The organism is Flavobacterium sp. IB48 (assembly GCF_016405855.1).
GTDB classification, from domain to species: Bacteria; Bacteroidota; Bacteroidia; order Flavobacteriales; family Flavobacteriaceae; genus Flavobacterium; species Flavobacterium ginsengisoli.
Genome location: NZ_JAEFCA010000006.1, coordinates 25751 through 40858 on the forward strand (window position 1 = coordinate 25751; position 15108 = coordinate 40858).

At 33.1% G+C, this 15108-nt stretch carries 10 protein-coding genes; 6 read left to right on the top strand and 4 right to left on the bottom strand.

Translation table 11 applies throughout. The features are described from left to right. Positions 1-72 precede the first annotated feature (72 nt). The 4 genes from JC605_RS17845 to JC605_RS17860 all read left to right on the top strand — a co-directional run bounded on the left by JC605_RS17845 (position 73) and on the right by JC605_RS17860 (position 4037). A complete protein-coding gene (locus JC605_RS17845; RefSeq protein WP_198857511.1) occupies positions 73-879 on the top strand; it encodes a hypothetical protein in 807 nt (268 codons plus the stop codon). A 180-nt stretch (positions 880-1059) separates the two neighbouring features. Next, complete coding sequence (locus JC605_RS17850; RefSeq protein ID WP_198857512.1) at positions 1060-1818, top strand: methyltransferase domain-containing protein; 759 nt, start codon at positions 1060-1062, stop codon at positions 1816-1818. A 415-nt stretch (positions 1819-2233) separates the two neighbouring features. Next, positions 2234-3658 carry a HAMP domain-containing sensor histidine kinase gene (locus JC605_RS17855; RefSeq protein ID WP_198857513.1) on the top strand — a complete coding sequence of 475 codons (1425 nt, stop codon included), beginning with the start codon at positions 2234-2236 and terminating at the stop codon, positions 3656-3658. After that, positions 3648-4037, top strand: a complete 390-nt coding sequence (locus JC605_RS17860) for a response regulator (protein ID WP_198857514.1) — start codon at positions 3648-3650, stop codon at positions 4035-4037. Before JC605_RS17855 ends, JC605_RS17860 begins: the two co-directional genes overlap by 11 nt. Here JC605_RS17860 and JC605_RS17865 read toward each other — a convergent pair. After that, positions 4034-5206 (bottom strand): peptidoglycan endopeptidase, encoded by a 1173-nt coding sequence (locus tag JC605_RS17865; protein ID WP_198857515.1) that lies wholly within the window; start codon positions 5204-5206, stop codon positions 4034-4036. The genes JC605_RS17860 and JC605_RS17865 overlap by 4 nt on opposite strands. Positions 5207-5450: 244 nt before the next feature. Here JC605_RS17865 and JC605_RS17870 point away from each other — a divergent pair, with 244 nt between their 5' ends. Then, entirely contained in the window at positions 5451-6830 is a 1380-nt protein-coding gene (locus JC605_RS17870) for a carboxypeptidase-like regulatory domain-containing protein (RefSeq protein ID WP_345157495.1), read from the top strand. Between the two features lie 295 nt (positions 6831-7125). Further along, a complete protein-coding gene (locus JC605_RS17875) occupies positions 7126-8526 on the top strand; it encodes a carboxypeptidase-like regulatory domain-containing protein (protein ID WP_198857516.1) in 1401 nt (466 codons plus the stop codon). A gap of 77 nt (positions 8527-8603) precedes the next feature. Here the strand turns inward: JC605_RS17875 and JC605_RS17880 are convergent, their stop codons facing one another. The 3 genes from JC605_RS17880 to JC605_RS17890 form a co-directional block, all read right to left on the bottom strand. Continuing rightward, positions 8604-10868, bottom strand: coding sequence for an aconitate hydratase (locus JC605_RS17880; protein ID WP_198857517.1), 2265 nt, complete (start codon positions 10866-10868; stop codon positions 8604-8606). Positions 10869-10995: 127 nt separating this feature from the next. Beyond that, positions 10996-13767, bottom strand: coding sequence for a bifunctional aconitate hydratase 2/2-methylisocitrate dehydratase (locus JC605_RS17885; RefSeq protein WP_198857518.1), 2772 nt, complete (start codon positions 13765-13767; stop codon positions 10996-10998). Positions 13768-14148: 381 nt separating this feature from the next. Continuing rightward, a complete protein-coding gene (locus JC605_RS17890) occupies positions 14149-15102 on the bottom strand; it encodes a MoxR family ATPase (RefSeq protein ID WP_198857519.1) in 954 nt (317 codons plus the stop codon). Between the last annotated feature and the right edge of the window lie 6 nt (positions 15103-15108).

Genomic DNA, 15108 nt, shown 5'->3' on the forward strand with positions numbered 1-15108 from the left:
CTTAACCCAAATCTAGTACCTAAAGTTTTCGTCGTTAAAGGCAATTATGTCACAAAAGGGAAATAATAAATTATGAAAAATTTAAAAATTTATCTAAGTATTGCTTTCATTTCACTGCTAACAAGCGCAACTTTTCTTGCTTGCTCAAATGATGAGAACGAGAAACAAACTGCGAAAACTTCCAAAGAAGAGTCCAAAACTAATTCACTAACAAGTAAAGCAGCACAAACTACCTGTGATATTACAAGTCCATCAATATCAGTTGCAGGAACTTCTGAAGTTTTTGCAGGTTCGCAAGTAACATACACTTATACAAATACTACTGGAGTTCCAAGTGATATCCAATGGAGTACAAACGACCCAGTAAACATTCAATTACTTTCAAATACCGGATCAACAATAACGGTCAAATTTGGAAATAATTTTACAGGAGGGCAGATTACCGCTGGAGGAACTGGACCTGGAGCTTCATTTTGCCAGTCAACTGTAAATGTGACAAAATTGGCTTGCTGTACCCCAATTCTTTCTGCATCATATATTTGTAGAGGAAGCGGCACGGGAAGCGCTGGAGGAAGCCTTGAAATAGCACTTCCTACTGCTAATAATTGCAAAATTACTTGGGAACATATTACTAAAATAGACCTAAGCCTGTCAGACGGAACTAAATTTACGGTTACCAATCCAAGTAGCTTATACAACCAAAGTCAAGGTACATTAACATACCCATATATTTTAACTAACAACAAAATAAATTTACCATTTCGTAATCAACAATGTTCACCAGACATAGCGTGTTCAGCGACATTTTATTTCAATAACGGATGTCCTACTACAACAGCAACTGTAGTTACACTAGGACCACTTGAAACATCTGAATAATTTTAATTTATAGAATTTGAAAAACTGCAAAATATTTTTGCAGTTTTTTTTTATATAATTGAGCGCTTGAATTCGTAAGCAAAATACTTACTTGAAAAGATAAAAACTTTCCAGAAACTACATTTATCATTTGTTTTGAAGCATTAGAATTTTTACTTAATTTTAAATAAAAACAACATCATGACTTGGGATCCTAAAAAATACAACGAATTTAAAGAAGAACGTTCTAAACCTTTTGATGATCTTACAAGTCATATTATTGACAAACCCAATCTTAAAGTTATTGACTTAGGCTGTGGAACAGGCGAGCTTACCAAAAAATTGTTCCAAAAACTCACCAATCCAACTGTTCTTGGCATTGATAATTCTGCAGAAATGTTGGCAAAGGCACCCACCCATGAAAATCTTAAATTTGAAGAAAACACAATTCTGGAACAAATTAAAGACGAAACCAAATGGGATTTAATTTTCTCGAATGCAGCATTGCAATGGATTGATAATCATAATGACCTTTTTCCGAAAATTATTTCGCGGATCAATCCAGGCGGGCAACTAGCAGTCCAAATGCCACAGCAAAATGAAAACATTCTTAATAAAATACTTTTTCAACTGGTGCAAGAAGAGCCTTTTGCATCGTACCTTAAAAACTGGACACGTCCTTCTCCCGTACTTACTTTAGATGAATATGCTAAAATCCTTTTCGAAAATGGTGGCAAAGATTTGACTCTTTATGAGAAAGTTTACCCATTAATTTCCAATAAAAAAGATGACTTTTTCGATTTTATTTCAGGCTCAGCATTAACTGTTTATCAAGAAAGATTAAAAGAACAAGAGTTTGCATTATTAACAGCAGAATTTAAGAATAGAATAGACACATATTTCCCAACTGTCCCATCGATATATGCTTTTAGAAGATTGATTATTTATGCTAAATTCTAACAAAAAAACGATAAAATCAATCCGTAATCTTTAAACAAAATAAAGCATTATTATTTTCTGTCCTAAGTCTTCTCTGATTCTCCTTTTCTACTCAAAATTGATTGCACAATCTCTTATTTTAATTTTTTAAATTGTTAAAAATTCCATCAAAATAAGACAAGTTTCTAAAAACCAATACGTTAAACAAAATAAAGAATAAATAGAAAATATTTTTTCTTCATGATTATTTTTTACAAAAATTATAGGATAATTTTTATTATATTTGAGATAATGATTTCAATAGCATTTATAAAAACAAAATATTTTAACAAGTGTTTAATTTTTAGCAATAGATCAATTTAGCCCATAATTATTTATTCTCGCTAAAAAAAACACGCATAAGGCACTTTTTTATTAACCTACTAATTTTAAGATTATGTCTAAATTGCAAGCTTTAAAAAACTTTCGTTTTCCAAATGTTTTCATTCTTATTTTAATAGTTTTTATATCATGTGCCCTATTAATATGTATCAATTTTTTTACTATTAAAATCTTATCTGCCAATAGAGCTTATGTAAACGGTGAATCGCATTATTCAAAAGGACAAAAAGATGCCTCAAGACATTTAATTACGTATTTATTTACCAAGAATCCCACTCAATGGAAATTATATCTAGAGGAATTAAAAGTACCTCAAGGAGATGGCATTGCAAGAATTACTCTTTTGAAAGCTGGAGACAATAAAGTTGCTAGAGAAGGTTTTTTAATTGGACGAAATAAAGAAGATGACTTAGACGATATTATTTGGCTATTTGAAAATTTCAAAAATGTAAGCTTTTTATCTAAAGCTATACACGAATGGGGACAAGGAGATAAGTTAATTTTCAATTTGTTTGTCATTGGACAACAGATTAACGCAAAAATCAAGCATAATTTATTAACTCCTGAAGATCAAAAAAAATACTTAAAAGAAATTAGTGCAATAAGCGATCAACTAACTATTAATGAACGCAATTTTTCAAACACATTAGGAGAAGGAACTCGAAAAATAAAAGACTTTTTAATTATTACAAACATCGTTTTCATTTTGATTATCATTTGTAGCGTTTGCATGTATTATTCGATTATGGTCAAAAGATTATTGGTTTCAAAGAAAGAAACTGACGTGAAAAATGAAAATCTTATTATTGTAAATCGCGAATTGGACCGATTTGTTTACAGTGCTTCGCACGATTTGAGATCACCGATAACTTCACTAAAGGGACTTATTGAAATTACAGCATTGGAGGATGATGTGCAGCAAGTTCGAACTTATCTCCAAATGATGCATCAAAGTCTTGCCAGACAAGATCAGTTTATTAGCGATATTATTGATTACTCTAAAAACAAAAGAAAAGAAGTGATCATGGAACCAGTAAGTTTAAAAGAGCTATGCAATGAAGCTATTCTACAGTTAATGCATATTGAAAATGCAAACAGAATTAAATTTACCCAAGAACTTATGGTCGATCAGATCGAAAGTGATGGTCTCCGCTTAAAAATCATTATCAACAATCTGCTTTCCAATGCTATAAAATATGCAGATTGCAACAAACAAGAAATGTTTATCACAATAAAAACTTATTTTAGTGAAGGTTTAAATAAAATTGAAGTAACAGATAACGGAATAGGCATTCATGACGATCATAAAGCTAATATTTTCGACATGTATTTTGGAACAAATAAAAACAAAGGTTCTGGACTTGGCTTATATATTGTAAAAGAAGCCGTTGAAAATATTAGAGGAGACATTTTTGTTTTTTCAGAAAGCAGTGTTGGAAGTAAATTTATAGTAACAATACCAAATTCATATGCCATATAGATCTCAATTTGTAATCATAGAAGACAATTTGATTGACCAATTTGTCACTAAAAAACTGCTTAAAAAAGGGCTCGATATTAATCCTGTCTGTATTGCCAATAATGGAAAAGAAGGAATTGACTGGCTTATAAAGAATCAGACCACAAATCCGCTGATTATTCTTTTAGACATTCAAATGCCTATAATGAATGGCTTTGAATTTTTGGAAGAATTTGACAAATTACCAGAAGATGTAAAAGCAAGAACTGAAATTTTCGTGCTTTCTTCAACTTTGGATACTGATGAAATTAAAAAAGTTAAAGCAAACAAATATGTGTCTGACTTCTGGAATAAACCCTTTAGATTAGAAATATTGACGAATGCTTTTCTTCAGGTTTAATTTAAAACACGATTTACTTGAGAAAAAGCTCTTGTGTAGTATGGTTCCTTTGTAGAAGAAATAATTACTCCGCCGTGTGTTGATGAGTGAACAAATTTAATTTCGCCTCCTTCTGCTACTTCTACTATCATTCCCACATGGTTTATGTGGCGTCGACCATTAGTTCTAAAGAAAATCAAATCTCCTTTTTGAGCTTCTTCCGCACTTACTTTTGTTCCTATACGTGATTGTTCTATAGAACTTCTTGGCAATTTAATATCAAAGTTATTAAATGTGCAAATCATTAAACCTGAACAATCAAAACCAGCTTTAGTTGTACCACCCGACCTGTATCTTGTTCCGATATTTCCAGTAGCATTAGCAATAAGCTGTTCTATTAACTCAGAATGATTTCCTATTGTTCTAACAAAAGAAGAATCCTTTTTTATCTCTGGAAGAGTTTCTGCTACTTGATTAGAAGCAACATCTGTTTGAACGTTTGGTTCTTGTGGCGTCTGCGTTGCCTGAATTGCATCTGCTTTTTCTTTTGGAACACGAATTTTTAATAGATATCCAACTGGCATTTTTCTTTTGACCGAAGGATTCTGGCGTTCTAACTCAGCAACCGTAATACCATATTCCTTCGAAATACCATATTTTGTTTCTTTAGCCTTAACTTCCCTCACAAGTTCCACATCTGTTGAAATGACTTCAGTAGAAGTTTCAGGTTGCTTTTCATTTGCCAAAGCCACATCATTATTAGAAGGAATGGCAATTTGTTGTCCAATTTTTAAGCCTTCTTTTTCTAAAAGCGGATTTGCTTTCTTTAGATCATCAACAGAAAGATTATATTTTTTAGCAATTCCCCAAAGCGTTTCTTTAGATGCCACTTCATGAATTCCTGAAGTATTAGATGGAGCATTATAATTATCAGCTACAGCAACTTCAACATTTTTAGGTTTTGCCTTTGCAGTATTTTTGTTTTTATTTGGAATTAAGAGTGTCGAATTTAATTTTAATATTTTAGGTGCATTTGGATTTGCATCTGCAATATCTTTTACTTTCACCCCGTATTTTTTAGCAATAACTGAAAGATTTTCTCCTTTTGAAATTTTGTGCTTAATAAAATTATCCTGCGCAAAAGCTCCAACACTGAAAAAAAACAATACTATTATTAACCGATAAACCATACTCTATTATTAAAGTTTTTACACTTTCTTTAAATTTCACATTAATCTCAACTCAAAAAAGACAAATATATTGCCTAAAAGGCGAATTTAACTTATTAAAGCAAAAAAATCGATATTTTTAACAATTATTTTACTTCAAATTAACAGCCTCGGCATAGAAATTGAGCCAACTTTTTGAAAAGCAGCTTTTTATAAAAAAGACATGTTTTTTGATTAAATTTAACCTTACCAAAAACTTATTATCGTGAAAAAACTACTCTATATTATCATTTTACTGCCTTTTATTGTAAATGCGCAAACTGTAAGCGGAATTGTTAAATCTCAAAACACCAATTTACCAATAGAAGACACCAATATATATGCATTGCGCACTCAAATTGGAACTTTAACGAACGAGAATGGGGAGTTTTCATTAAATAATAAGATAAAAGCAAACGATACGCTTCAGGTTTCTCATATTGGCTACATCACAATAAAAATTGCGGTTAAAGATTTAAAGAAATCAAACAATACTATTTCGCTTGAAGAAGATATTGAAACCTTAAGTAATGTAGACATTACAAGTCGAAAAGTGAAATTAAAATCGAAACTTGATTTTACCCAACTTGCATCTTTAGAAACAGGAATATATTCTTTTGGCTCTACAGTAATAAATGATAAGATTTATGTGACCGGAGGTGATAGCAGTGAAGAATCAAACGCGTTACACACTTTAAAAGAAAAAGGCATAGATAGTGAAGATCCTAAATTTGAACAAAAGTACTTGCAATTAGTAGGCTTTCAAGGCAGTAAAAACTTTTACAATGGCGATTTATTAATATACGATCCAAAAACAGATTCATGGGAAAAATCGGCTGAAAAATTTAAAAAAAGAGCTTATCATAATATAAATTATTACGATAACACACTTTATATCTTAGGAGGTAAAAGACTATCTACAAACAAAAAAATTGAATATTTAGATAATGAAATTGAAGTGTTTGATATTAACAAAAAAACCATTGCAATTGACAAAACCAATCCTCATAAGGCTGCAGATTTTGCTTCTTTCGTTTACAAAGACAACATTATTGTGATGGGTGGCTCAATAAAATCAAATGAAAAAAATCAAAAAATATTCACTGACCAAGTCCACATGTATAATATCACTTCTGGCTTATGGTATGAACTAGCAAAAATGCCTGAGGCTAAAGAGGTAAAAGGAGTTTTGATTGGAGATAAAATCTTCACAATTGGCAATACTGACAGCAAAAGTTTCTCTGAAATTCAGAGTTTTGATTTAACAAGCGAAACTTGGAAAAACGAAACAACTTTGTTCTCACGTTTAGAAAATCCAGCAATCGCTTCTGACAATAACACAATTTATCTATTTGAGGATGGAAAATTATTGGCTTACAATGTAAAATCGAGGCAAATTAAAGAGTATCTCGTTCAGCTTGAGCTAAAATCAGCCACAATGCATTTTTTAAATAACAAATTATACATTATTGGAGGCCACACATTTACAACATATATAAAAACTCCATCAGAAAAAGTATACAGCATTTCTATAGATGAGCTTGAAACCACAAGACCTAGCCGCGTTAGAATCTTATCACAAAATAATGTCGCACAAAGAAACTAGTTTTAGCAACAAGTTCAAATGTAAAATATCAAAATAAAAAATGCCTTGTAAATACAAGGCATTTTTTATTGAATATCAAAGAATCTTAATCTTTATGCCTTTTAAGACATAATTAAAACTTAAAAACAAGAAACATTTACAAAACGTATGAAGTAAAAAATTCTGCACCTATTATATTTACTCAAATATTTTAACACTAAAATTACCTCTATTAAGTATTCTTACCTGAAAAATTGGATCCATTTTTTTTGTATTTTTAAAAGAATTTTCAAACAAAATAAATTTATATTCGATTGTGAAAAAACTACTATACCTTATCTTCTTATTGCCTTTTATTACAAATGCGCAAACAATAAGCGGAATTGTTCTATCCAAAATCACTAATTTACCAATAGAAGACACCAATATATATGCATTGGGCACTCAAATTGGAACTTTAACAAACAACAAAGGAGAATTTGCATTGAATAAAAAAATAAATGCAAACGATACTCTTCAAATTTCCCATATCGGATACATTGCAACAAAAATTTCAGTTATAGATTTAAAAAAATCAAATTATACTATTTTGCTTGAAGAAGATATTGAAACCTTAAAGAATGTAAATATCAACAATACCAAATGGTCAAAATTAAAATCCAAACTTGACTTTACCGAACGATCATCTTTAGAGTATGGCATTTATTCTTTTGGTTCTGTATTAGCAAATGGCAAGATCTATGTTGTTGGAGGTGATAATAGCGAACAATGGAATATTTTAACTACTATTAAAGGAAAAAACATCGGTGGTGATCCTACCAGATTTAGCGACCCTGGTTTTGGAAATAGATATCTTCTAGAACTTGGAGGCGATCCTGCTGAAAGAATTTTCTTCAAGGGAAATCTATTTGTTTATGATCCAAAAACAGATTTGTGGGAGAAATCGAATCAAAACTTAAAAAAAAGGGCTTATCATAATGTAAATTTTTATAACAATACACTTTATATTTTAGGAGGAAAAAAAACGCCGCTCATTAAAAAACGCGAATATTTAGATAACGAAATTGAAGTTTTTGATCTAAACACAAATACCCTTGCAATTGATAAAACAAATCCACATCAAGCTATAAACTTTGCTTCTTTCACCTATAAGGATAACATCATTGTTATGGGTGGCTCAATAAGATCGACTGAAAGTGGTATAAAAACTTTTACTGATAAAGTACATTTGTACAATTTAACTTCTGGTCTATGGTATGAGCTAGAAAAAATGCCCGTAGCCCAAGAAGTAAAGGGAGTTTTGATTGGTGATAAAATATTTACAATTGGTAATACCAACAATAGAAGCTTTTCTGAAATTCAAAGTTTTGATTTAACAAATGAAAGCTGGAAAAGTGAAGCAACTTTGCTTTGTCGATTCGAAAATCCATCAGTTACATTCAATGATGAAACTATTTATATGTTTGAAGATGGAAAACTGCTCGTTTACAATATAAAATCGAAGCTAATCAAAGAGTACTATATTAAGCTTGAGCTAAAATCTGCCGCAATGCATTTTACTAATGACAAATTATACATTATTGGAGGATATGATTTCACCAATTACTATACCTCTCCTTCATCAAAAGTGTATAGCATCTCTATTGATGAGTTTGACACTACACGACCTTACCGAGTTAGGGTTTTATCAGAAAATAATTTAGCAAACAGGAATTAATTTTATCTATAAATTTTGCACCAAAACAAAAAAAGCTCTGTTTTTACAGAGCTTTTTCAATATATAAAATCTAAATATTAAGCCTTTCCAGCAGCAATTAAATTTAATGCAGAACCTGCAACAAACCAGCCTATTTGACCTTCGTTGTATGTATGATTTGCTAAGATAATATCTTTTGTGCCATCTGCATGAACAAACTCAATAGTTAATGGTTTTCCTGGAGCAAATTCTGTTAAATCTAAGAAGTTAATTGTGTCATCTTCTTGGATTTTATCATAATCTGCTTCATTTGCAAAAGTCAACCCCAAAAGACCTTGTTTTTTAAGGTTGGTTTCATGGATACGAGCAAAAGATTTTACCAATACCGCTTTAACTCCTAAGAAACGAGGTTCCATAGCAGCGTGCTCACGAGAAGAGCCTTCTCCATAGTTATGATCTCCAACTACAATAGACGGAACTCCTGCTGCTTTGTACGCACGAGCTACTGCAGGAACAGCATCATATTCACCAGTTAATTGGTTTTTAACTGAGTTCGTTTTTTGATTGTAAGCATTTACAGCTCCGATCAACATATTGTTTGAAATATTATCTAAGTGTCCACGGAAACGCAACCAAGGTCCGGCCATAGAAATATGATCTGTGGTACATTTCCCAAAGGCTTTGATTAATAATTTAGCACCTGTAATATTTTTACCATCCCAAGCATCAAATGGAGCTAATAACTGCAAGCGCTCTGAAGCTGGATTAACCACTACCTGAACGTTTGAACCATCCTCTGCTGGAGCTTGAAAACCTGGATCTTCAGCATAGAAACCTTTAGCAGGAAGTTCATCTCCTGTTGGTTCATCAAGCATTACCTCTTCTCCATCTTCATTGATTAATTTATCTGTCAATGGATTAAAACTTAAATCGCCCGCGATAGCCAAAGCTGTAACCAACTCTGGAGACCCTACAAAGGCTAACGTATTTGGATTGCCATCTGCGCGTTTTGAGAAGTTACGGTTGAAAGAGTGAACAATTGTATTTCTTTCTTCTTTTTCCGCTCCTTCTCTATCCCACATACCAATACATGGTCCGCAGGCATTAGCAAAAACTGTTGCTCCAATTTTATGGAAAGTATCAATAAAACCATCTCTTTCGATTGTAGAACGGACAACTTCAGAACCCGGAGTGATTGTAAACTGTGATTTTGTTTTTAAATTTTTATCAGCAACTTGTCTTGCCAATGAAGCAGCACGAGAAATATCTTCATAAGAAGAGTTTGTACAAGAACCAATTAGACCCACTTGAATTTGTAAAGGCCAATTATTTTTAACCGCTTCATCTTTCATTTTAGAAATAGGAGTAGCCAAATCTGGAGTAAAAGGACCATTTAAGTGCGGTTCTAATGTAGATAAATTAATCTCAATAACTTGATCGAAGTACTTTTCTGGATTAGCGTACACTTCTGGATCTCCAGTTAAGTAAGGAGCAATTTTATCCGCAGCATCAGCCACTTCTGCTCTATTTGTCGAACGAAGGTAACGACTCATTGAATCATCGTAACCAAAAGTTGAAGTTGTCGCTCCAATTTCAGCTCCCATATTACAGATAGTTCCTTTACCAGTACAAGACATAGCAGTAGCGCCTTCTCCAAAATATTCAACGATTGCCCCAGTACCTCCTTTTACAGTAAGAATACCTGCAACTTTAAGAATAACATCTTTAGGAGCAGTCCAACCAGATAATTTACCTGTTAACTTAACCCCAATAAGCTTAGGGAATTTGAGCTCCCAAGCCATTCCAGACATAACATCTACAGCATCTGCTCCACCAACACCAATTGCCACCATTCCTAATCCACCTGCATTTACAGTATGAGAATCGGTACCAATCATCATTCCGCCAGGAAATGCATAATTTTCAAGTACAACTTGATGAATAATTCCAGCTCCTGGTTTCCAGAAACCTATTCCGTATTTATTAGACACAGAAGACAAGAAGTCGAAAACCTCATTACTTTGTGTTTTTGCTCTAGCCAAATCAGTCACAGCATCTACTTTTGCCTGAATCAAGTGATCACAGTGAACCGTTGTAGGAACTGCCACTTTAGATTTTCCAGCATGCATAAACTGCAATAATGCCATCTGAGCAGTTGCATCTTGACAAGCTACGCGATCTGGTGCAAAATCAACATAATCAACTCCTCTTCCAAACGCCTTTGTCGGACTTCCGTCCCAAAGGTGGTTGTATAAAATTTTCTCTGTCAACGTAAGTGGACGTCCAACAATCTCTCGTGCTTTATCAACACGATTTGGCATGTTTTCGTACACTTTTTTAATCATTTCGATATCAAAAGCCATAAGTTCTATATTATTTTTTGTTTTTTTATTTTATTTTGAACATGACAAGTTACAAAAAATAGGAGAGTTAAAAAAGAAAAAGCCCGAGTTTATCGCTCGGGCTTTTGATATATTAATAATCGTAAGATTACATTACTAACGATTTATTAGAAGGTGCAAACTTAGTCAAGTTAATACCTTCAACCGCAGTTGTATATTCCGCTAATGTTGGAGTTCTTCCTAAAATTGTAGACAAAACTACAACTGGTGTAGAAGAAAGCAATGATTCTCCTTTTTTACCTTCTTTATCTTCTACAACTCTACCTTGGAAAAGACGAGTTGAAGTTGCCATTACAGTATCTCCTTTTGCCGCTTTTTCTTGGTTACCCATACAAAGGTTACATCCTGGGCGCTCTAAGTATAGCATGTTTTCGTATTCTGTACGTGCAGCACCTTTTGGAGCATTATCGTCGAATTCGAAACCAGAGTATCTTTGTAAAACTTCCCAGTCACCTTCTGCTTTCAACTCATCAACAATGTTATAAGTTGGAGGAGCAACTACAAGAGGAGCATTAAATTCTACTTTTCCTGTTTGTGCCTCTACGTTTTTCAACATTTGAGCGAGGATTTTCATATCTCCTTTGTGAACCATACAAGAACCAATAAATCCAAGATCTACTTTTTTCTCTCCACCATAGAAAGATAATGGTCTAATTGTATCGTGAGTATAACGTTTAGAAACATCAGCATTGTTTACGTCTGGATCGGCGATCATTGGCTCAGCAATTTGATCCAAATCAACTACAACTTCAGCATAATACTTAGCATTTGCATCTGGAGTTAAAGCTGGTTTCTCTGCCGATTTAATTTCAGCAATTCTCTTATCAGCTTTATTGATCAATCCTTGAAGAACGTGTTTCTCGTTATCCATTCCTTTATCGATCATAATCTGGATTCTGCCTTTAGCAATTTCCAATGATTCGATCAAAGTATCATCTTCAGAAATACAGATAGAAGCTTTAGCTTTCATCTCTGCAGTCCAGTCAGTAAATGTAAACGCTTGATCGGCAGTTAATGTTCCAATATGAACCTCAATAATTCTTCCTTGGAAAACATTTTCTCCTCCAAATTGGTGAAGCATTTGAGCTTGAGTAGCATGAACCACATCACGGAAGTCCATATACCCTTTCATATCTCCTTTGAAAGTAACTTTTACAGATTCTGGAATTGGCATTGAAGCTTCTCCAGTAGCCAATGCAAGAGCAACAGTTCCTGAGTCAGCACCAAAAGCAACACCTTTTGACATTCTTGTATGTGAGTCACCACCAATGATGATCGCCCACTCATCAATAGTGATATCGTTAAGTACTTTGTGGATAACGTCTGTCATTGCATGATAAACACCTTTTGGGTCACGAGCTGTGATCAAACCAAAATCGTTCATGAATTTCATCAATTTAGGAATATTAGCCTGCGCTTTTTTATCCCAAACTGAAGCAGTGTGACAGCCAGATTGGTAAGCACCATCAACAATTGGTGAAATTACTGTTGCAGCCATAGATTCTAATTCTTGAGCAGTCATTAAACCTGTAGTATCTTGAGAACCTACAATGTTAACTTCTACACGAACGTCAGAACCAGCATGCAATACTTTTCCTGGAGCGATTCCAACTGCATTTTTGTTGAAGATTTTCTCAACAGCAGTAAGACCTTGTCCTTCGTGAGAAACCTCTTTTGAAGGCGCATACACTAAAGGAGCTTCAACATCTAAAACTTTCGCTGCTAATGTTTGAAGTTTTTTACCAAATACAATAGCATAAGAACCACCAGCTTTGATAAATTCCATTTTTTGAGGAGTAAATGCTTTAGAAATGTCGATCAATTCCTGATCTCCGTTATAAAGTTTTTTCTCTTTAATATTGATAGTTAAAACAGTTCCTGTAGCAACAGAATAAGTTTGCTCAAGAATTGGTTCATCGTTTTCGTTACGAATAACATTTCCTTCCGCATCAACTTTTTTAACCCAGTTTTTAAGGTCTAAACCTATACCACCAGTAACGTCAACAGTTGTTAGGAAAATTGGAGAAATTCCGTTTGTTCCACCAACAATTGGAGCAATATTTACGAATGGAATATAAGGGCTTGCTTGTTTTCCTGTCCAAAGCGCCACGTTATTTACACCTGACATTCTAGAAGAACCAACTCCCATTGTTCCTTTTTCAGCGATTAACATTACGCTTTTATCTGGATGCTGTGCTTGTAACGCTTTAATTTCTTGTTGCGCTTGAGGAGTGATCATGCACTGACCATGAAGTTCACGATCTGAACGAGAGTGAGCTTGATTTCCTGGAGAAAGTAAATCTGTTGAAATATCACCTTCACCAGCAATAAAAGTAACCACTTTAATTTCGTCTGCTACTTCTGGAAGTTTTGTAAAAAACTCAGCTTGAGCATAACTCTCAAGGATTTCTTTTGCAATTGCATTATCATTTTTGAATGCCTCTACCAAACGATCTGTATCTGCTTCGTAAAGGAAAACTTGTGTTTTTAGTACTTTCGCCGCTTCTTTTGCAATTACAGCGTCATTACCTAAAGCCAAATCTAATAATACTTCGATAGATGGTCCACCTTTCATGTGTGAAAGCAACTCAAAAGCAAAAGCTGGAGTGATTTCTTTTACTACTGATTGACCAAGAATAATTTCTTTTAAAAACTTTGCTTTTTCACCTGCAGCACTTGTAGTACCAGGTAATGTATTGTAAATAAAAAACTTAAGAGAGTCTTCGCGATGTGCGTTATCTGCATCTTTAATTTGGGAAATGATTTCGCTTAATAATTCAGCTCCATCGATTGGTTTAGGGTGCAACCCTTGATTTTTTCTTTCTTCAATTTCTTGAATGTAATCCTGATAAATATTCATAATAAAAGCGGATTTATTTTTTTGAGGCAAATTTAAGCATTAAAGACGATAATTAAAAAAAATTTAATAGAACAAGCCTTTTCAAAAATTATTATTGTTAAAAAACGATTTTCAGTGCTTGTTTTTGCCAAAAAATCAATTTAATATTAAAATAATGAATTATTAATATTTAAAAATCTTTTCTTTAACAAAGTCGAAATTCAATGTTATAAAGCAAGTAAGTTTTTACATCTATTTTCGCAAAGAATCTTTCTAAATAAGCAATTATAACGTTATAGTTGGGATTTAAAACGTCATCTTGAAGAGCTTTTTCGGGTCTCTGAAAACAAAAAATCCTGACAATAAATTGTCAGGATTTCTATAAATGCAAATTTTAGATTTTTACATTAGTTTTTTAATAATTACCTCTTCTGTTATACCTTCAGCATCAGCTTTATAATTTTTAATAATTCTATGCCTCAAAATACCCGTTGCCACAGCTTGAACGTCTTCAATATCTGGCGAAAACTTTCCATTAAAAGCTGCGTGTGCTTTTGCAGCAAGAATTAAATTTTGTGAAGCCCTTGGTCCTGCTCCCCAATCTAAATAGTTTTTTACAAAATCATTAGTCAAACTATTATCTGGACGAGTTTTACTTACCAAAGTTACTGCATATTCAATAACATTGTCTGCAACTGGAATTCTACGAATTAAATGCTGAAAATCGATAATTTCCTGAGCATTAAATAACGGATTAATTTCTGTTTTAACATCAGAAGTTGTTCGTTTAACTACCTGAACTTCTTCTTCAAAAGTTGGATATTCTAATTTGATAGCAAACATAAAGCGATCTAACTGCGCTTCAGGCAAAGGATAAGTTCCTTCCTGCTCAATAGGATTTTGAGTTGCTAAAACAAAATAAGGTAAATCTAATTTATGATGTTGCCCTGCAATCGTAACCGATCTTTCCTGCATGGCTTCAAGTAGAGCGGCTTGTGTTTTTGGAGGTGTTCTGTTTATCTCATCCGCCAAAATAATATTAGAAAAAATTGGTCCTTTAATAAATTTGAAGTTTCTATTCTCATCCAAAATTTCGCTTCCTAAAATATCAGAAGGCATTAAATCTGGTGTAAATTGAATTCTTTTAAAATCTAGCCCTAAAGCCTGAGATAAAGTATTTATCATTAAGGTTTTTGCCAAACCTGGAACTCCAATTAAAAGTGCGTGTCCCCCAGAAAATATACAAAGTAAAATTTGATCTACAACGGCGTCTTGCCCTACAATAATTTTCGCTATTTCTTTTTTTAATTCGTTTCTTTTTTGAACTAAATTGTGAATTGCTGCTACGTCAGACATTTATAA